General features: G+C 74.1%; 17 protein-coding genes. 6 read left to right on the top strand and 11 right to left on the bottom strand.

The features are described 5' to 3' along the window. Positions 1–69 precede the first annotated feature (69 nt). Positions 70–618: an AAA family ATPase gene (locus tag ABZX85_RS12570; RefSeq protein ID WP_355865816.1), complete on the bottom strand. Its 549-nt coding sequence runs from the start codon at positions 616–618 to the stop codon at positions 70–72. Between the two features lie 2 nt (positions 619–620). After that, complete coding sequence (locus tag ABZX85_RS12565) at positions 621–1,004, bottom strand: nuclear transport factor 2 family protein (RefSeq protein ID WP_355865813.1); 384 nt, start codon at positions 1,002–1,004, stop codon at positions 621–623. A gap of 39 nt (positions 1,005–1,043) precedes the next feature. Between ABZX85_RS12565 and ABZX85_RS12560 the strand changes: the two genes are divergently transcribed. Next, positions 1,044–1,778: a class I SAM-dependent methyltransferase gene (locus ABZX85_RS12560; RefSeq protein ID WP_355865810.1), complete on the top strand. Its 735-nt coding sequence runs from the start codon at positions 1,044–1,046 to the stop codon at positions 1,776–1,778. On the opposite strand, the gene ABZX85_RS12555 is transcribed toward ABZX85_RS12560, so the two are convergent. After that, positions 1,763–2,902, bottom strand: coding sequence for a serine hydrolase domain-containing protein (locus ABZX85_RS12555; RefSeq protein ID WP_355865807.1), 1,140 nt, complete (start codon positions 2,900–2,902; stop codon positions 1,763–1,765). The genes ABZX85_RS12560 and ABZX85_RS12555 overlap by 16 nt on opposite strands. A gap of 221 nt (positions 2,903–3,123) precedes the next feature. Between ABZX85_RS12555 and ABZX85_RS12550 the strand changes: the two genes are divergently transcribed. The 3 genes from ABZX85_RS12550 to ABZX85_RS12540 all read left to right on the top strand — a co-directional run bounded on the left by ABZX85_RS12550 (position 3,124) and on the right by ABZX85_RS12540 (position 8,296). Further along, complete coding sequence (locus ABZX85_RS12550) at positions 3,124–6,765, top strand: hypothetical protein (RefSeq protein WP_355865805.1); 3,642 nt, start codon at positions 3,124–3,126, stop codon at positions 6,763–6,765. A 153-nt stretch (positions 6,766–6,918) separates the two neighbouring features. Continuing rightward, positions 6,919–7,602 carry a hypothetical protein gene (locus ABZX85_RS12545; protein WP_355865802.1) on the top strand — a complete coding sequence of 228 codons (684 nt, stop codon included), beginning with the start codon at positions 6,919–6,921 and terminating at the stop codon, positions 7,600–7,602. Positions 7,603–7,684: 82 nt separating this feature from the next. Continuing rightward, positions 7,685–8,296: a hypothetical protein gene (locus tag ABZX85_RS12540; RefSeq protein WP_355865799.1), complete on the top strand. Its 612-nt coding sequence runs from the start codon at positions 7,685–7,687 to the stop codon at positions 8,294–8,296. On the opposite strand, the gene ABZX85_RS12535 is transcribed toward ABZX85_RS12540, so the two are convergent. Both ABZX85_RS12535 and ABZX85_RS12530 read right to left on the bottom strand, forming a co-directional pair. Continuing rightward, complete coding sequence (locus ABZX85_RS12535; protein ID WP_355865797.1) at positions 8,283–9,257, bottom strand: acetylxylan esterase; 975 nt, start codon at positions 9,255–9,257, stop codon at positions 8,283–8,285. The genes ABZX85_RS12540 and ABZX85_RS12535 overlap by 14 nt on opposite strands. Before the next feature lie 105 nt (positions 9,258–9,362). Then, entirely contained in the window at positions 9,363–9,956 is a 594-nt protein-coding gene (locus ABZX85_RS12530; protein WP_355865794.1) for a DUF3592 domain-containing protein, read from the bottom strand. Positions 9,957–10,111: 155 nt separating this feature from the next. Here ABZX85_RS12530 and ABZX85_RS12525 point away from each other — a divergent pair, with 155 nt between their 5' ends. Beyond that, complete coding sequence (locus ABZX85_RS12525; protein WP_355865791.1) at positions 10,112–10,366, top strand: hexameric tyrosine-coordinated heme protein; 255 nt, start codon at positions 10,112–10,114, stop codon at positions 10,364–10,366. Positions 10,367–10,378: 12 nt separating this feature from the next. On the opposite strand, the gene ABZX85_RS12520 is transcribed toward ABZX85_RS12525, so the two are convergent. From ABZX85_RS12520 to ABZX85_RS12505, 4 genes are all read right to left on the bottom strand, one after another. Next, the gene (locus ABZX85_RS12520; protein ID WP_355865788.1) at positions 10,379–10,786 is read right to left on the bottom strand and encodes a tautomerase family protein; all 408 of its coding nucleotides are present in this window, start codon (positions 10,784–10,786) and stop codon (positions 10,379–10,381) included. 25 nt (positions 10,787–10,811) lie between these two features. Continuing rightward, entirely contained in the window at positions 10,812–11,618 is an 807-nt protein-coding gene (locus ABZX85_RS12515; RefSeq protein ID WP_355865786.1) for an MBL fold metallo-hydrolase, read from the bottom strand. 103 nt (positions 11,619–11,721) lie between these two features. Continuing rightward, positions 11,722–12,627 carry a LysR family transcriptional regulator gene (locus tag ABZX85_RS12510; protein ID WP_355865783.1) on the bottom strand — a complete coding sequence of 302 codons (906 nt, stop codon included), beginning with the start codon at positions 12,625–12,627 and terminating at the stop codon, positions 11,722–11,724. A gap of 86 nt (positions 12,628–12,713) precedes the next feature. Further along, complete coding sequence (locus ABZX85_RS12505; protein ID WP_355865780.1) at positions 12,714–13,394, bottom strand: SDR family NAD(P)-dependent oxidoreductase; 681 nt, start codon at positions 13,392–13,394, stop codon at positions 12,714–12,716. 119 nt (positions 13,395–13,513) lie between these two features. Between ABZX85_RS12505 and ABZX85_RS12500 the strand changes: the two genes are divergently transcribed. Beyond that, positions 13,514–14,194 (top strand): helix-turn-helix domain-containing protein, encoded by a 681-nt coding sequence (locus ABZX85_RS12500; RefSeq protein ID WP_355865777.1) that lies wholly within the window; start codon positions 13,514–13,516, stop codon positions 14,192–14,194. 15 nt (positions 14,195–14,209) lie between these two features. On the opposite strand, the gene ABZX85_RS12495 is transcribed toward ABZX85_RS12500, so the two are convergent. Continuing rightward, positions 14,210–15,235, bottom strand: a complete 1,026-nt coding sequence (locus ABZX85_RS12495) for an alpha/beta hydrolase (RefSeq protein WP_355865774.1) — start codon at positions 15,233–15,235, stop codon at positions 14,210–14,212. A 66-nt stretch (positions 15,236–15,301) separates the two neighbouring features. Continuing rightward, a complete protein-coding gene (locus ABZX85_RS12490; RefSeq protein WP_355865772.1) occupies positions 15,302–16,207 on the bottom strand; it encodes a helix-turn-helix transcriptional regulator in 906 nt (301 codons plus the stop codon). Between the last annotated feature and the right edge of the window lie 117 nt (positions 16,208–16,324).

The following is a 16,324-nucleotide window of genomic DNA, read 5'->3' as shown; positions in this document are numbered from 1 at the left end:
GCACCGGCGCCCACGACGGGGCGTACACAAGTGCTCTCCGCAATGTACCACTGGGGGTACCCGGGTCTGTCAACCCCGAATCGACCCCGAACATTCCCCGGCCCCACCGAGCCCGCTCTCCCGCACGACCCGCTCCACGGTCTCCCCCAGCCCACTGTCCGCGGGCACGACCGTCTCGATCCCGCCCGCGAGCAGGTCCCGCTCCCGGTACCACTCCCGCAGTCGAGCCTCCCCGACCCCCGGCATCGGCGGCTTCGTCGCATGCCGCCGCAGCGTCTCCTCGAACGGCACGTCGAGGTAGTAGCAGCGCGTCGTCCCCCGGTGGTCCGCGACGAGCCCGGCGAGCATCTCGCCGTAGTGCGCGGCGTACAGAATGCCCTCGACGACGACATGGAACCCGGCGTCCAGCGCGTACCGGGCGACCATGTCGATCAGCCCCACGTTCGCCGCGCCCGGCCGGTCGTGTTCACGCAGGACCACCCGGCGCAGGTTGTCCTGGGTGACGAGCGCGAGCCCCCGCCCGAACCGCTCCCGGACACCCGCCGCGACGGAGGACTTGCCGGAGGCGGAGTTGCCGCGCAGGACGATCAGGCGGGTGTCAGGGGTGCCGGTGCCCACGCTCAGCCCGCCGCGTCCGCCGCGATCTCCTCGAAGCGGGCCGCCATCGCGGCCTGGAGGGCCTGGGCCGCGGACAACGGGCGGACCATGACGGTCAGTTCGTCGATCAGGCCGTTCTCGTTGACGTGGATCAGGTCGCAGCCCGTCAGGTCGCGGTCGCCGATGTGGGCCGTGAAGACGAGGGCGTGGTCGGTGCCGTCGTTCAACTCGCGTTCGTAGCGGAGGTCCTGGAAGACCTGGGCGACGGCGCGCAGGATCGCGGCGGTGATGGCTCGACCCTGGTAGGGCTTGTGGACGACGGGGCTGTTGAAGACGATGTCGTCCGCCAGCAGGGCGATGGCGGCTTCCATGTCTCCGGCTTCGACGGCTTCGCGGAACGCGCGCATCGGATCACCTCTTCCTCAGGAGTGGTTAGGCTGGGCCGGGTGTTCAGCCCCGAAGGTCCCCGTCTGCGTGAGCTCGCCGTCCAGGCGATGTCGTCCGTCGAGCACGGATACGACCTCCTCGCCCCGAAGTTCGACCACACGCCGTTCCGTACGCCCGACTCCGTGCTCGACGCGACCGCGGGGGCACTCAAGGATATGGGGCCGTTCGGTGACGGGCTCGACCTGTGCTGCGGGACGGGGGCGGGGCTCGGTGTGCTCGGGGAGGTGTGCGAGCGGGTGACCGGCGTCGACTTCAGCGCCGGGATGCTGGAGCGGGCGTCCGGGCAGGCGGCCCGACCGGAGTGGGCCTCCCGCCCTGGAGCCCGGCTGGTGCGGGCCGACGCCCGCGCGCTGCCGTTCGTCTCCGCGTTCGACCTCGTCGTCAGCTTCGGCGCGTTCGGGCACTTCCTGCCCGCCGAACTCCCGGGCCTCTTCCGCCAGGTGCACACCGCCCTGCGCCCCGGCGGCACCTTCGCGTTCCCCGTCGGCGCCCCGCCGAAGGCGTCGACGCCCGCCTACTGGGCGCTCCTCGGCTTCGACGGGGTCATGCGGGTGCGCAACGCCCTGTGGCGACCGCCGTTCGTGATGTACTACCGGACCTTCCGACTCGGCGACGTACGGCGGGAGTTGACGGACGCGGGGTTCCGGGTCGGCCTGCGGGCGCTGCCGGAGTTCGGCACCCGGGACGACGGCAGCCCCCGCGCGCGTCTGGTCGTCGGTCACAAGGCGGCGTAGACGGCGTCGACCAACGCCGACTTCCGTGGATCGTCGGCGATATGGGGACCCATGCGGTTCATCACGTACCCCAGGGACACCCCCGCGTCCGGGTCCGCGAGCCCGCACGAACCGCCGAACCCGTCGTGCCCGAACGCCCGCGGATCGGGCCCGTACGACCCGTGTTCCCCGCTCAGCCACACCCCGAGCCCGATCTCGGTGTCCCGCCCGAGCTGCGCCCCCAGCACCAGGTCACGGCAGCTCCCCTGACCCTCCCGGACCCGCTCGACCGCCTCGGGCGACAGCAGCCCCCGCTGCCCGGCGAGCAGCCCGTACAGCTCCCCGACGGCCCGCGCGGTGCCGTGGCCGCCTGCCGCCGGGATCTCGGCGGCCCGCCACGCGGGGGAGTTGGCCGCGGGCGCGCCCAGCGGCGGGTTGGCGAGCGCGGCGACGGAGACCGGGGTCAACGCGGCCAGCAGCGCGGCCTGTTGGGTGCTGGTCATGGCGGGCGGCGAGATGAGCTCGGCGGCGCGCCCGTACTCCTTCTCGGGCAGCCCGATCGTGAAGTCGATGCCGAGCGGGCCGGTGATCTCCTGTTCCAGGAAGGCGCTCGGGAGCAGTCCGGTGATACGGCGGATCACCTCGCCGATCAAGTGCCCGAACAGCAGGGCGTGATAGCCGGAGACGCTGCCCGGCTCCCACAGCGGTTCGGCCGCCGCGAGCCGTGAGACGGTCGACTCCCAGTCGTAGAGCTGCGCCTCGCTCAGCGGGTCGCGCAGTCCGGCGAGTCCCGAGCGGTGCGACAACAGGTGCCGGACGAGGACGTGTTCCTTGCCGTTCGCGGCGAACTCGGGCCAGTAGCGGGCGACTTCGGCGTCGAGGTCGAGGAGCCCGCGGTCGGCGAGGAGGTGGGCGCAGAGCGAGGTCACGCCCTTGGTCGTGGACCAGACGTTGACGACTGTGTCCCGCTCCCAGGGGCGGGTGCGGGCGCGGTCGGCCCAGCCGCCCCACAGGTCGGCGACCGGGCGGCCGTCCACGAACACCGCGACGGCGGCGCCGAGTTCGTCCCGGTCCCGGAAGTTCGCCTCGAACGCCGCCCGGACCCCGGCGAATCGCTCGTCGCAGTGGCCGTGCACCTCGGTCATATGTCCTCCGTCGGTGATCGAATACCCCCGGCCCCAGAACGTACCGACCGGTCGGACGGAGGGGAAGAGGCGGGAGCGGTCCGGAAGGGGACGCCGACTCCGTGCCCCGGAGCGGTCCGCCGGGACGCCGTCACCTGTTGGTCACCCCGGCATCACGCGACGGCTCCCGCCCCTCTCGTATCGTCGTACCGCTTTGTTGGGTCATGGGGAGGTATGGGCGCATGGGTCGTCCCGAAAGGCCGCTGGACCCGCAGGACGGCCCCGTCCAGCGGCTCGCGCACGAGCTGCGGACGCTGCGGCGGGAGGCGGGGAACCCGTCGTACCGGACGATGGCGAAGGCGGCGGGGTTCTCGACGAGCACGCTCGCGCAGGCCGCGGCGGGGGAGCGGCTGCCCACGCGGGCCGTCGTCCGGGGCTACGTCCTCGCGTGCGGGGGTGATCCGGCCGACTGGGAGCGGCGCTGGACGGACGCCGAGCGGGAGGTGAACCGGGCTCCCGGCGAGGCGTGGGTGCCGTATCGGGGGCTCGCCCCGTTCGCCCCGGACGACGAGCACCTGTTCTTCGGCCGGGACCGGACGCTCGACGAGATCGCGGAACTGAGCAGGGAGAACCGGCTCGTGGTGCTGTCCGGGCCGTCCGGGAGCGGGAAGACGTCGCTGCTGCGGGCCGGACTGATACCCCGGCTGCGCGCGCAGATCGCGGAGTGCGGCCGGCCGGTGGAGCTGCGGCTGCTCGCACCGGGGGCGACACCCGCCACGACACACGGCCGGCTCTTCGAGAAGGACGGCCGGGAACGGTGGCTGATCGTCGACCGGTTCGAGGAGGTCCTCACCCTCTGCCACGACCCGCAGGAACGTTCCGCCTTCCTCGGCCACCTCCTGCGCGCCCACGACCCGGCGGCCGGCCTGCGCGTCGTCGTCGCCGTCCGCGCCGACTTCCGCGCCCGCTGCGCCGGACCGGACACCCTGCGCGGCGCGACCCTGACCCTCGGCCCCCTGACCGCACCGGAGCTGAGAGAGGCGATGGTCGGGCCGGCGCAGCGCGCGGGGCTCATCGTCGAACGCGCCCTCACCGCCCGCCTCCTGGAGGAGACCGCCGACGAACCCGGCGGCCTGCCGCTGCTGTCCCACGCCCTCCTGGAGACCTGGCGCCGCCGCCGGGGCCGCATGCTGACCCTGGCCGGACACGAGGCCGTCGGCGGAGTGCGCGGCGCGCTCGTCACCGCCGCCGAGGAGGTGTACGCGGCCCTCACCCCGGCACAGGCCCGCGCCGCCCGCCGCCTCTTCCAGCGGATGGTCGTCCCCGGCGAGGGAGCGCCGGACACCGGCCGGCCCCTCACCCGCGCCGAACTCGCCCACTGCACCGACCCCGACGTCCCCGCCGTCGTGGAACGCCTCACCGGCGCACGCCTGCTGACCGCCGACGAGGACGGCGTACGCCTCGCCCACCAGGCCCTCGTCGCCCGCTGGCCACGCCTGCGCGGCTGGATCGAGGAGGACCGCGAACGGCTCCTGCACCACCGGATGCTCGCGGAGGCGGCCCGCACCTGGCTGGACCACGACCGCGACCCCGGCACCCTGTACCGGGGGACCCGGCTGGCGCGTGCCGAGGAACTCTTCCCTGACCACCCGGCGGACCTCGCGCTCACCGCCCCCGAGCGGTCCTTCCTCACCGCCGCGCTCGACGTCCGCGCCCGTGAACGCCGGACCGCCGCCAGGACCGTACGCCGTCACCGCGTCCTGGCCGGCTCGCTGGCCGCCGTGCTCGTGGTCGCGCTGACGACCGGGGTCGTGGTGTGGCGCCAGTACGCCGACCACCAGGTGCAGCGGACCCGTGACGCGGCCCGGCGCGTCGCCGACGTGGCCGACGCCCTGCGCACCACGGACCCGCGCACCGCGCTCCTCCTCGGCGCCGCCGCCTGGCGCATCGCGCGGCTCCCCGAGACCCGCCGCGCCCTCCTCGGCTCCCTCGACCAGCCGGAGACCGACACCTTCACCGACCCCGCGCCCGGCGACGGCCCGCGCGCGCTCCTCGGCGACGGGCGCACCCTCCTCGGCGCCGACGCGCACACCTGGCACACCTGGGACGTCACCGGCCACCGCGCGCTCGCCTCCGGCCGCGTCCCCTCCGGCACGGTCACCGCCGCCGGACCCCTGCTCGCCGTCACCGGGGACGCCGGCCGCGTACGCCTGTGGAACACCGCCACCGGCCGCTGGGCCGGCGGACCCCTCACCGGCGCCTCCGACCTGCGCTCCACCCGCGACGGGAGCGCCGTGCTCGTCACCGAGGGGGACCGGGTCCGGCTGCGGGCGGCCGGCGACGGGCACGTCCTGTTCGCGACCGGGACCGAGGACACGCCGCTCACCGCGCTCGGCGCGGACGGCGCGCGGGCGGCCGTCTGCCCCTCCGGCGGCACCCCGCAACTGTGGGACACCGCCACCGGCCGCGCCCTGCCCGGCGCCTGGACCCAGGACCGCGTCTGCGACGGCGACACCGCGTTCGTGGCCGTCGGCGCCGGACGGCTGGCCGCCGCGACCCCGGCCGGCTTCCGCGTCTGGGACACCGTGACGGGACGCCGGATCGCGGACGTCACCGCCACCGCGGACATCACCGACACCGGCGCCCAGGAAGCCTCCTTCAGCCCCGACGGCACCTTCCTCGCCACCGCCGACCAGCACGAACTGCGCGTGTGGCGCCTCACGGACACCACCGCCCCCGTCTTCCGCGCCTCCCTCGACAACCAGCACCTCTACGGCGGCCTCGCCTGGGACGGCACCATCCTGCGCTACCTGGAGGGCGGCACCGTCCACACCGTCGACCCGGGAGCCGCCGTCACCGCCGACTGGCACCCCGCCGCCGACGGCGTCCTCCTGAGCCCCGACGGCCGCACCGGCGCCGTCGCCCGGCGCACCGGCGACCGCTACACCGTCGAACTGCGCGCCACCGCCGACGGCCGTCTCCTGCGCACCCTCCCGCCACTGCCCCTCCCCGCCTCCCCCGACCCCGTCGTCCCGCGCGACACCCTCCCGCTGCTCGCGTTCAGCCCCGACGGCACCCGGCTCGCGTACGGGGTCTCGGCACCCGGGCGGACGGCGACGGCACAGCCGCTGAACGTGTGGGACGTCCGCCGCGAACGCCCCCTGGCCTCCCTCGATCTGCCCGGCGACCCGGTGCTGCGGGTCGCTCTCGGGTCCGCCCTGTACGTCTCCCGCGCCACCTCCTCGGGCGGTGAACGGGACGAGGTGTGGGATCTCACCCGCCGGCGCCGCACCCTGGCGCTGACCGGGGCGACCGGGACGCACCTCGCCGTGAGCCCCGACGAGAGGACGCTGGTCGGGGACGGCGAGACCGCGGACCTCCGCTCCGGGAAGGGCGTCCCACGCGACCTCGCGCAGGGCGACGAGACCGGCGCGCTCGCCTTCACCCGCGACGGCTCCCTGCTGGCCGTCGGCGACCGGACCGGGCGGGTCACGCTGTGGGACGGGAACCTGCGCCACCGAGTGGGCATCCTGCGCGTCCTCACCCCCGGCGGCGTCGGCGCGCTCGCGTTCAGCCCCGACGGCCGCACCCTCGCCGTCGGCCTCGACACGGGCGGCCTCCAGCTCTGGGACACCGCCACCCAGCAGCCCCTCGGCGGCCCGGTCACCACCCCCGGCGAGGAGATCACCTCCCTCGCCTTCGCCGGCGACGGCACGACCCTGTACGCGAGCAGCGCCCACGTCCCCCTCCAGCGGTACCCCGTCGACCCCGCGACGGCGGTCGGCCGGGTCTGCGCGCGGGCCGGGGGAGCGGGGCTGACCCGGGCCCAGTGGCGGACGTACGCGCCGGACGCGCCCTACCGGCGGGTCTGCGGCGGGGCGTGAGGGGCACGGGAGATGACCGGCGGGTTAACGATCATGAATTCCCGGGGCGTGAGGTTGATCGGCCCTGGGGACGGGTTCCCGGACAACTCCCGGGCGGCGAGTCTCGTGGTCGATCCGGCCGACGGGGCCGACGACGCAGGAGGAGAACCAAGCGTGAAGACCGAACGCCGTACGGCCGGCCTCAGGAACAGGCTCGCCGGGCTGATGGCGCTGGGCCTGGCCCCGCTCGTGGTGCTGGCGTCCCCCGGCGTCGCCTCGGCGAGCAGCCAGGAGTGCCTGGGGAACTCGTCCACCCCCGCGAACGCCGACATCGCCGGCAACTGGTCCACCGACCACCAGACCCGGTCGGTGGCCGTGCAGCAGGCCCGCAAGACCTGGCAGGACTGGGTGTGGCGAGGCGACCTCAACCACCTCACGTACCAGTGCCCCTGGAACGTACCCAGCTGCACCTACGCCTGGTCGAAGTCGAAGACGACCGGGTGGAAGTACTCGGTCGGCCTCAGCCTCAAGGTCCCGGCCGTCTTCAGCAAGGCGCTGAGCGAACTCGCCTCCATCACCCCGAACTACGAGCGCAGCGGCTCCACCACCACCTCGTACACCTGGCAGATCACCATGAGGCCGGGCCAGTTCGCGGCGCCGATCCAGGTCGTCGAGCGCCGCTGGACGCAGGGCGTCTACGTCGGTGTCTACCACTCGACCGGCAGGTCCTGCCTGCCGAGCCCGACCGACGTGACCGCCAAGCCGCACTTCTACGACTGGTACCCGAACGAGCGCTGGGGAAGCTGGACGAGCAACATCGCCGTCAGCGACTACGGGACGTACCACGTCTGGTCCTGACCCCGGACCACCGAGGCGCCCCGCTAGCCGGCGGGGCGCCTCCCCCCCCCCAGGAAATGTTCCCCACACAGGATCGGGTCCCATGATGGTGCGTCGTCCCTCCCAGGCCGCCGGTGTGCTCGCGGTGCTCGCCTGCGCGCTGCTGGCCGCCTGCGACTCCACGTCCCACCCGACGTCCTCGGCCGTCGGCTCCCCTTCCCCGGCGACCTCTTCCGGACCTTCCCCCGAGATGAAGACGCTGCCCCCGTCCCGGCTGTGCGCCGTCCTGACCGCCGACGCCGCCCGCGGCCTCGTCACCGGGGCCCGCCTCACCTCCCAGGTCGCCCCCGACCAGGGCCCCGCGCCGGACGTCTGCACCTACACCGCCGCCGACGGCGCCGCGACCGTCTCCCTCACCCCGGCCACCCGCGCCTACGCCGCCGAACTCGCCGCCGCGCACTCCCTGCGCGCCGACCCGGCACCGGCCGGGATGAGCGGCGTACGGGTCGACACGGTGACCGGCCTCGGCACGCGGGCGTTCCGGGAGACCGCCTACCAGACGCAGACCGGGCAGCGGATCACGTTCACCGTGTGGGACGCCGGTACCCGGACCTGGGTGCTGACGTACGCGACCGCCGCCGGTACGCCGGGGGCGCCGCCGGCCGTCGCGGACGACGCGGTCGTGAAGGTGGCGAAGTCCCTCAGCGTGACGTGAGCGCGCGCAGCCAGCGCAGCTTGGTCTCCTCCTGGAAGGGGCCGCCGCCCTCGTGGTCGTTGAAGTCGTACACCTCGATCCGCTTGTCGTCGTGCGGCCAGGCGTTGAACGCGGCGAAGACCGTCGAGGGCGGGCACGTCTGGTCCTCCAGGGCCGCCGAGAACAGGGCGGGAGCGGTGGCGCGGGTGGCGAAGTGGACGCCGTCGAAGTAGGCCAGTGTGCGCTGGACGTCCGCGCTACGCCCCCGGTGCGTCTTCAGGAAGAGGCCGATCTCGCGGTAGGGGTGGCGGTCGGTGAGGACCGCGGCGCGCGGGAAGTCGCACAGGAACGGCACGTCGGGAGCGGCTCCCGCCAGGTCCGGTACGAGTCCGGCGACCGCGATGCTGATGCCGCCGCCCTGGCTGCCGCCGAGGACGACCGTCCGGGAGGCGTCCGCGAGGGGGTGCGAGCGGGCCGCCTCCACCGCGCGGACCCCGTCCGTGAACACCCGCCGGTAGTAGTAGTTCTCCGGCGCGTCGATGCCGCGCGTCATGAACCCCGGGTACGCCGGACCGCCGCCCACCGGGTCGGGGGTGCCGCCCCCGCCGCCCCAGGCGCTGCCCTGGCCGCGCGTGTCCATGATCAGGTGGGCGTGGCCCGCCGACGCCCACAGCAGGTGCTCGTGGGGCAGGCCGCGTCCGCCGCCGTAGCCGACGAACTCCACGATCAGGGGGAGCGGGGCGGTGGCGTTCGCCGGGACGGTGAACCACGCCTTCACCGGGTGGCCGCCGAACCCCGCGAACGTCACGTCGTACACGTCGACCGTCGTCAGTCCGGTGTCGACCGGCTCGAAGCGCGGGGCGAGGTCGTGCTCGCGGGCTTCCTGGAGGGTCTTCGTCCAGAACGCGTCGAAGTCCTCCGGTGCCACGGAGTCGCTGCGGTACTCGTGGAGTTCTTCGAGGGTGAGGTCGAACAGGGGCATCGGGACCGCCTTCGCAGGAGTTGCCGGACGGCATCACCGTACGTGCCGCGGGGGAGGGTCACCAGAGCCCGAAAGTTTTCGGTTCCCGCAGGTCACGCGGCCGGTTCAGGCCCGGCGCCGGGTCCAGAGCGGCTCGGTGCGCGCCCAGTCCCGCTCCCATTCCGCCAGCCGGTGCCGCAGCGACGCACGGCGGAAGAGCGCGTAGCCGAGGGCGGCGGCCCCGGCGGTGCCGCCCGCCGCGCAGAGGGCGACGGACAGGGTCTGCTGCCAGATCACCGCGTCGCTCGGCGGGGGCTGCACGCCGCGTCCCCGGGAGTCGAGCCAGACGGCCACGACGTCGCCGGAGCGGGTGCCGGCCGGGACGGGAGCCGTCGTCGTACGGGACGGCTCTCCCGGCGGGGTCCAGCGGACGGAGACCCGGTAGGACTGCTCCCGGCCGCTCGCGGAGGCCGGGGTGTCCGGGACCCGGCCGACGACCTCGGCCCGCACCTCGCGCCGTTCGGTCCGCAGTTCGGCGGCGACACCGCGGCCCTCGCGCTGCGCCCACACTCCCGCGAGGACGCCCGCGAGCGGGGCGGCCACCAGCAGCAGCACCGCCACCGCCAGCGCCGTCCATCCCTCGACGACGTCCGACGGGCGGCGCAGCGGGTTGCTCCGCCACCGCCAGCCACGCACCCGGGTCCGCGCACGAGCACCCATACCTCTCCGATACCCGTTTCGGCGGGCCATCCCCCATGAAACGGGCGGTATGGCTCGAATCGGCTGCGGGGGCCGGAGCGGGGCCGGTCACTCCTTCGGCCGCGCGGAGCGTGTCAGGGGTCGTCCGGGGCCGGGAGCGAGGCGACATTGGTGTCATGAACCGAGTACCCGAAGAAGGTCTGGTCCTGGTCCCCGGCAACTCGCTGATCACGAGTTCCCCGGAAGAGGGACGCGCACTGGCACTGACACTGGCCCGGCACACCGTGCACAACATCCAGCCCGACCTGGACGTCCTGAAGGGCGGCCGGCCCAACTACTCGACGACCCCGGAGAGCCTCGTGGCCGCCGCGCAGGTGGTGGCGATCGAGTTCCAGACGATCGCCGCCGCCAACGGCTACTGGCGGTCCTGACCCGCGCCGGGGTCAGCGCCCGGGGACGGGGAGGTCGCCCTCGACGTACTGGGCGCGGCCGTCGGCGAACGACCAGTCCTCGGGCCCGTTCTCGAAGTAGCTGATGAACAGGTCCTCGCCCGCGACCCCGGCCTCGGCGAGCCGGGCGGCGAGCGTCTTGTAGAGGTGCTGCTTGTCCGCCACGGAGCGTCCGCGCTGCGTGAAGATGTGGACGATGACGGTGCCGCCGGGGGTGCGCCGGAAGCCGAGTCCGGCGTCCTCGGCGATGATCTCGTCCGCGTCGTGCTGGGTGATGATCTGGAACCGGTCGCGCACGGGGATCTTCAGGACGTCGATCAGGGACTGCTGGACGGCGTCGGCGATGGCCCGGACGTTCTCGGGTCCACGGCCGCGGATCAGGTCGATGCGTACGAGGGGCATGGCGGGGTTCCTTTGCGGGTGGGGGTCAGGGGGTGAGGGGGAGCCACGTGCCGTGGGCGGCCGTGACCAGGACTGAGGTGAGGCCCGCGTCGTCGAAGGCGCGCTCGACGGCCTCGGGGCCCTCGGTGAAGTGGGCCCAGCCCGTGCAGTGCGCCGGGATCACGACGGGGACGCCGAGGACCGCCGCTGCCGCCGCCGCGCGGACGCTGTCGAGGCTCAGCGCGCGTCCCCGGAACTTGCCCGGGACACGGGCGGCGCCGGCGTGCAGGACGGCCGCGTCGAGGCGGGGGACACGGCGGGCGATCTCGGCGACCGTGCGCAGCGAGGCGTTGTCGCCGCTGACGTAGACGCTGGGCAGGCCGGCGCCGGCCAGGACGAAGCCGACGACCTGGCAGTTGACCTCGCCCTGAGCGTCCCGCTCACCGTCCTCGGGCCCGTGCACGGCCGGTACGGCGGTGACGGTCAGCTCGCCGCCGTCCGGGCGCCGGAGCGGGTACGTCTCCCAGGGGGCCAGGCCCGTCGCCGGGGCGCCGAGGCGCTGCGCGCCGCTCGTCGTGGTGAGGAGCAGCGGGGCGGCCAGGGCGAAGGAGCGGCCCCGGTCGTCGAGGTTGTCGGCGTGGTTGTCGTGGCTGACCAGGACCAGGTCGGTGTCCGCGAGCCGGTCCTCGGAGAGCGCCGGACCCTCGGTCTTGGTCAGGTAGCCGTACGGTCCCGGGGCGTCGAACGTCGGGTCGGAGACGATCCGCAGCCCGCCGAGGTCGAGGACGGTGGTGGGGCCGCCGATCACCATCGCCGAACCGTCGCGACGGGGCAGCGGGGACGGGGACGACATGCTGGGGCGCTCCTCGGTCGGGACGGGCGGAGGGGGGCAGGTCCCTCCGCCCTAGACCGTAGGGAGGCCGGGCCGGTGTGCGGAAATGCCGCTCCGGCCGGGGCTATGCCTCACCTGCATGGACGCAGGTCGCAGCCGCGTCCAGCGCCGCTTCCAGGAACCGGCGCGACAGCGCGGACGCCGTCCCCGTCTCCCGGCGGCAGGCCAGGCGGACCGGACTCGGCGGCGCTCCGGTCAGCGGCAGGAACCGCAGCGCGGGGTGGTGGATACGGCGCTCGGCGACCTCGGGGACGATGCCGATCCCGCGTCCGGCGGCCACCGATTCGAGCCACTCGTCGAAGTTCGCGGTCTCCACGTACCGCCGGGGCCCGCCCCCGTCCGGCCAGCACCAGGGGCCCGTCGTGCCGCTGACGGTGTTGACGACGAGCGTCCACTCGTGCGCGTCCTGCCAGCGCACGGCGTCGGCGTCGGGCCCGGCCAGGGTGCGGGCGTGGACGGCGACGCGCCGCTCGTCGTACAGGTGCAGCGTGCGGGCGGAGGCGCCGACCGGCCGGCCGCCGCGCACCACCGCGACGTCGACGGTCTCGCGGTCGAGGGCGTCGAGCGGGTCGTCGCAGCGCACCAGCTCGACGCGGGCGTCGGTGGCGCGCTCGAAACCGGCGATGGCGCGCTGTGCCCAGGGGTCGGGCAGCAGCCAGCTGAAGCCCAGCCGGACGACGGACGCGTGGTGCGCGGCGGCGACGGCCGCGTCGAACGCGGCCAGCGTGCGCTGTGCGTGCACGAGGAACCCGGCGCCGGTGCCGGTGAGCGCGACGCCGCGCGAGGAGCGGTCGAGGAGGCGCACCCCGAGGCCCGCCTCCAGTTGGGCGACGGTACGGCTGAGGGCGGGCTGCGTGATCAGCAGCTCCTCGGCGGCCCGGGTGAACGAACGGTGCCAGGCCACTGTGGTGAACGCCCTCAGGTGCCGCAGCTCGATGCCGGACGCACCCGTCGGGACGGAGGCCGCCATCACGGGCTCGCGCTATGCCGGGGACACATGAATGCAGCGTAACCGGCATGTCCGGGCGTCGCGTCCGCCGCCCGGCCTTGTGCGGGTCAGCCGGTGAAGACCGCCTCCGGGCGGTCCCGCTTCTCGTGCAGCTCCCAGTACAGCGGGGAGATCTGCTCGGGGGTGGCCGACGGGAAGCCCTCGGGGCCGTCCTCGCCGATCCAGGTGGCGATCGCGACGTGCGCGGCGAAGATCCCGCTGCCGGCCAGCTCGTTGTGGAGGTTGATCACCCAGTTCCGCAGCGCGCCGCCCGCCGCGTTGACGTTGCCGAACATCGGCACCGGGTCGACCGAGCCGCCGCCGCTGGTGAACAGCAGCGTGCCGGCGCCGGCCGCGCGCATCGCGGGGAGGACCGCGCGGGTCGCGGCGACGGCGCCGTAGAAGGTGTACTCGATCTGCGGCTGGAGGTTGTCGACGGTCACCTCGCTGGGGGCGGCCGTGGTGAAGCCGGGGACGGGGGAGTGGGGGGCCGGGGAGTACTCCAGGACGTCGACGGAGCCGAAGCGGGCGCGGGCGGCGTCGAGGGCGGAGGCCAGGGAGTCGCGGTCGAGGACGTCGGCGGGGAAGGCGGCGGCGGTGACGCCCTCCTCGCCGAGTGTCGCGACGAGGGCGTCCAGCTTCTCGGGGGTGCGGGCGAGGAGGGCGACGTCGTAGCCGCGGGTGCCGAAGGTGCGGGCGATGGCGAGGCCCATGCCGGGGCCGGCGCCGACGATGGCGAGAGTGGGCATGGTGGGTCTTCTTCCTGGTCAGGGCTGCGGGAAGGGATAAGTGGAACGGGTGGACCGTTTCCTGTCGTCAGCGTAACACCGTAAGTGGTCCGCCTGTTCCACTTCGCTAGGATGGGGGCATGACCGCATCCGCAGACCCCTCCGTCGAATCCGGGGAAGGCCCGGGACTGCGCGCCGACGCCGAACGCAACCGCGACCGCGTCCTCGCCGCTGCCCGCCGCCTCTACGCCACCGAAGGACTCAGGGTCTCCATGGCCTCCGTCGCCCGCGAGGCCGGCGTCGGCAAAGCCACCCTCTTCCGCCGCTTCGCCACCCGCGAGGCGCTCATCACAGCGGTCTTCGCCGACCGCATGGACGCCTACGCCGAAGCCGTCCGCACCTGCCTCGCCGACCCCGACCCCTGGCAGGGCTTCACCGGCTACGTCGAGGCCGTCTGCGCCATGCAGGCCGCCGACCGGGGCTTCGCCGACGTCCTGACCATGACCTTCCCCGCCGCGAAGACCCTGGAGTCCCGCCGCGCCGAGGCGTACGACGGTTTCGTCACCCTGATCGACCGCGCCAAGGCCGCCGGCCGGCTGCGCGACGACTTCACCCCCGAGGACCTCGTCCTCCTCCTCATGGCCAACGCCGGAGTCGTCGCCGCGACCACCGGCGCCGCCCCCGACGCCTGGCGCCGGCTCGTCGGCCACATGCTCCGCTCCTACGCCGTACCCGGCGCACCCCTCCCACCGCTCCCCGCGAGCCCCACCGCCACCGCGCTCTACCGGGCCACGATCCTCCTGGGCCGGCCCCACGGCTGAGGGGGCCTCACCGGGTCACCTCAGGTGCGTCCGGAAGAACGACGTCAGCCTGTCGAACGGGATCAGACCGACCCGGTCGTACAGGTCGACGTGCCCGGCGCCCGGCACGATCACCAGCTCCTTCGGCTCGGCCGCGCGACGGTACGCCTCGTGGCTGAACTCACGGGAGTGCGCGACGTCGCCGGTGACGAAGAGCAGCGGGCGCGGGGAGATCGTCTCGATGTCCTCGAACGGGTAGAAGTTCATGAACTTGCTGTTGCTGGTCAGCGTGGGGTGCGTGGTCGTGTTCGGGTGGTGGCCGCGCGCCGTGCGGTAGGAGCCGAAGAACTCGCGGTCGACGTCCGTGGAGTTCTCGTCGAGCCTCTCCGGCGTCCCGCTGGTGTACTCGGTCCGGCCGCCCGCGAACTCGACGTCCCGCTGGAGCGCCGCCCGCGCGAGCGTCGCCTTGCGCTGCTCGACGCTCACCGAGTGGTTCAGGCCGTCGCGGTTCGCGGCCCCCATGTCGTACATGCTGACCGTCGCGACGGCCTTGATCCGGGGGTCGATCTTCGCCGCGCCGATGACGAAGCTGCCGCTCCCGCAGATCCCGATCGCGCCGACCCGCTCCCGGTCCACGAACCGCTGGGCGCGCAGGAAGCCGACGGCCGCGCTGAAGTCCTCGGCGTAGATGTCCGGCGCGACGGCGTTGCGGGGGCGGCCGTGGCTCTCGCCCCAGAAGGACAGGTCGATGGAGAGGGCGACGAAGCCCTGGTCGGCCATCTTCGTGGCGTACAGGTTCGCGCTCTGCTCCTTGACCGCGCCCATGGGGTGGCCGACGACCAGCGCCGCCGCCTTCGTCCGGCGGTTCAGGCTCTTCGGGACGAACAGGTTCCCGACGACGGTCATCTGGTACTGGTTCTTGAAGGTGACCTTCCGGACGGTCACCTTGTCGCTGGTGTACCAGTTGTCGGCGCCGTTGGAGGTGTCGCCGGGCGGCAGGGCCGGGCCTGCGGAGTCATGGCTGCTGCTCCTTGGGGTTCGCGAGCTCTTGACCTCACCCACGAAACCCGCCCGGCCGGGGCCGAGGCAGAGCGCGTTTGTCGGGGGTACCGCCGCAATCCCCTTGCGTCAGCCGCCCGTTCGCGTCGCCGACCAGCTCGCCAGCAGCTTCAGCCGCTCCTCCGAGGCGCTGCCCGGCCGCGCCGTGTAGAGCGTCAGCGCGTGTATCTCGTGCTCCGACAACGGCAGGTCCAGCGGCTGATACGTCAGCTCCAGCGCACCGGCCTCGGGATGCCGGAGGTGTTTCACGCCGCCGTGGTGGATGCGTACGGTGTGCGCGGCCCACCGGGTGCGGAACTCGGCGCTGAGGGTGGACAGTTCACCGACCAGCTCGCGCAGGGCGCGGTCGTCCGGGCAGCGGCCCGCCTCCGCGCGCAGCAGGGACACGGTCGCGTCGGCCCCGCCCTCCCAGTCCGGGAAGAACTCCCGGGAGGCGCGGTCCAGGAAGTAGAAGCGGGCGAAGTTCGGCCGGCCGTGCCCGTCGGCGGTGGGGCTGTCGAACATCGGGGAGAAGAGGGCGCGGGTCAGCGCGTTCGTGGCCACCATGTCGAGGCGGCCGTCGGTGACGAACGCGGCCGACAGCGTCACCGAGTCCAGCAGCCACCGCACGCGCGGCGGGACCTCGACGGCCTTGCGGCGACGCGGCGCCGCACCGCCCGGCCGCGCGGCCCTGGCCAGGTCGAACAGGTACGTCCGCTCGGCCGGGGTCAGCCGCAGGGTCCGCGCGACCGCGTCGAGGACGTCCTCGGAGACGCCGCCGATGTGCCCCTTCTCCAGGCGCGTGTACCACTCGGTGCTCACCCCGGCCAGCACGGCGACCTCCTCCCGGCGCAGCCCCGGCACCCGGCGCCGGCCGCCGGCCGGGAGGCCGACCTGCTCGGGGGTGAGCTGAGCGCGGCGCGCGGCCAGGAAGTCCCGGATGTCGGCGCGGTTGTCGGGGTGTCTGCGGGCGTGGCCGCCGGGCTCGCTCTCCATGCCGTCCACGCTACGGCCCGCGACGACGCGAAGGGGGGTTGAGCCTGTCCCCCCGATAAACGCGGGCTCCCGGGGGCGCGGGGGAGGCGGTTTCGTGGAGCGCGCACCGAGATCACC

Source organism: Streptomyces sp. NPDC004539 (genome assembly GCF_040610055.1).
Lineage (GTDB): Bacteria > Actinomycetota > Actinomycetes > Streptomycetales > Streptomycetaceae > Streptomyces.
Note: the sequence above shows the minus strand (reverse complement) of the source record. Positions and strands in the feature narration are given on the sequence as shown.

Excerpts from the sequence above, each read along its gene's own strand:
- ABZX85_RS12565 (WP_355865813.1), bottom strand. The coding sequence starts at position 1,004 with ATGCGCGCGTTCCGCGAAGCCGTCGAAGCCGGAGACATGGAAGCCGCC.
- ABZX85_RS12500 (WP_355865777.1), top strand. The coding sequence starts at position 13,514 with ATGACCGCATCCGCAGACCCCTCCGTCGAATCCGGGGAAGGCCCGGGA.
- ABZX85_RS12555 (WP_355865807.1), bottom strand. The coding sequence starts at position 2,902 with ATGACCGAGGTGCACGGCCACTGCGACGAGCGATTCGCCGGGGTCCGG.
- ABZX85_RS12530 (WP_355865794.1), bottom strand. The coding sequence starts at position 9,956 with ATGGGTGCTCGTGCGCGGACCCGGGTGCGTGGCTGGCGGTGGCGGAGC.
- ABZX85_RS12490 (WP_355865772.1), bottom strand. The coding sequence starts at position 16,207 with ATGGAGAGCGAGCCCGGCGGCCACGCCCGCAGACACCCCGACAACCGC.
- ABZX85_RS12550 (WP_355865805.1), top strand. The coding sequence starts at position 3,124 with ATGGGTCGTCCCGAAAGGCCGCTGGACCCGCAGGACGGCCCCGTCCAG.
- ABZX85_RS12520 (WP_355865788.1), bottom strand. The coding sequence starts at position 10,786 with ATGCCCCTCGTACGCATCGACCTGATCCGCGGCCGTGGACCCGAGAAC.
- ABZX85_RS12510 (WP_355865783.1), bottom strand. The coding sequence starts at position 12,627 with ATGGCGGCCTCCGTCCCGACGGGTGCGTCCGGCATCGAGCTGCGGCAC.
- ABZX85_RS12535 (WP_355865797.1), bottom strand. The coding sequence starts at position 9,257 with ATGCCCCTGTTCGACCTCACCCTCGAAGAACTCCACGAGTACCGCAGC.
- ABZX85_RS12505 (WP_355865780.1), bottom strand. The coding sequence starts at position 13,394 with ATGCCCACTCTCGCCATCGTCGGCGCCGGCCCCGGCATGGGCCTCGCC.
- ABZX85_RS12525 (WP_355865791.1), top strand. The coding sequence starts at position 10,112 with ATGAACCGAGTACCCGAAGAAGGTCTGGTCCTGGTCCCCGGCAACTCG.
- ABZX85_RS12540 (WP_355865799.1), top strand. The coding sequence starts at position 7,685 with ATGATGGTGCGTCGTCCCTCCCAGGCCGCCGGTGTGCTCGCGGTGCTC.
- ABZX85_RS12515 (WP_355865786.1), bottom strand. The coding sequence starts at position 11,618 with ATGTCGTCCCCGTCCCCGCTGCCCCGTCGCGACGGTTCGGCGATGGTG.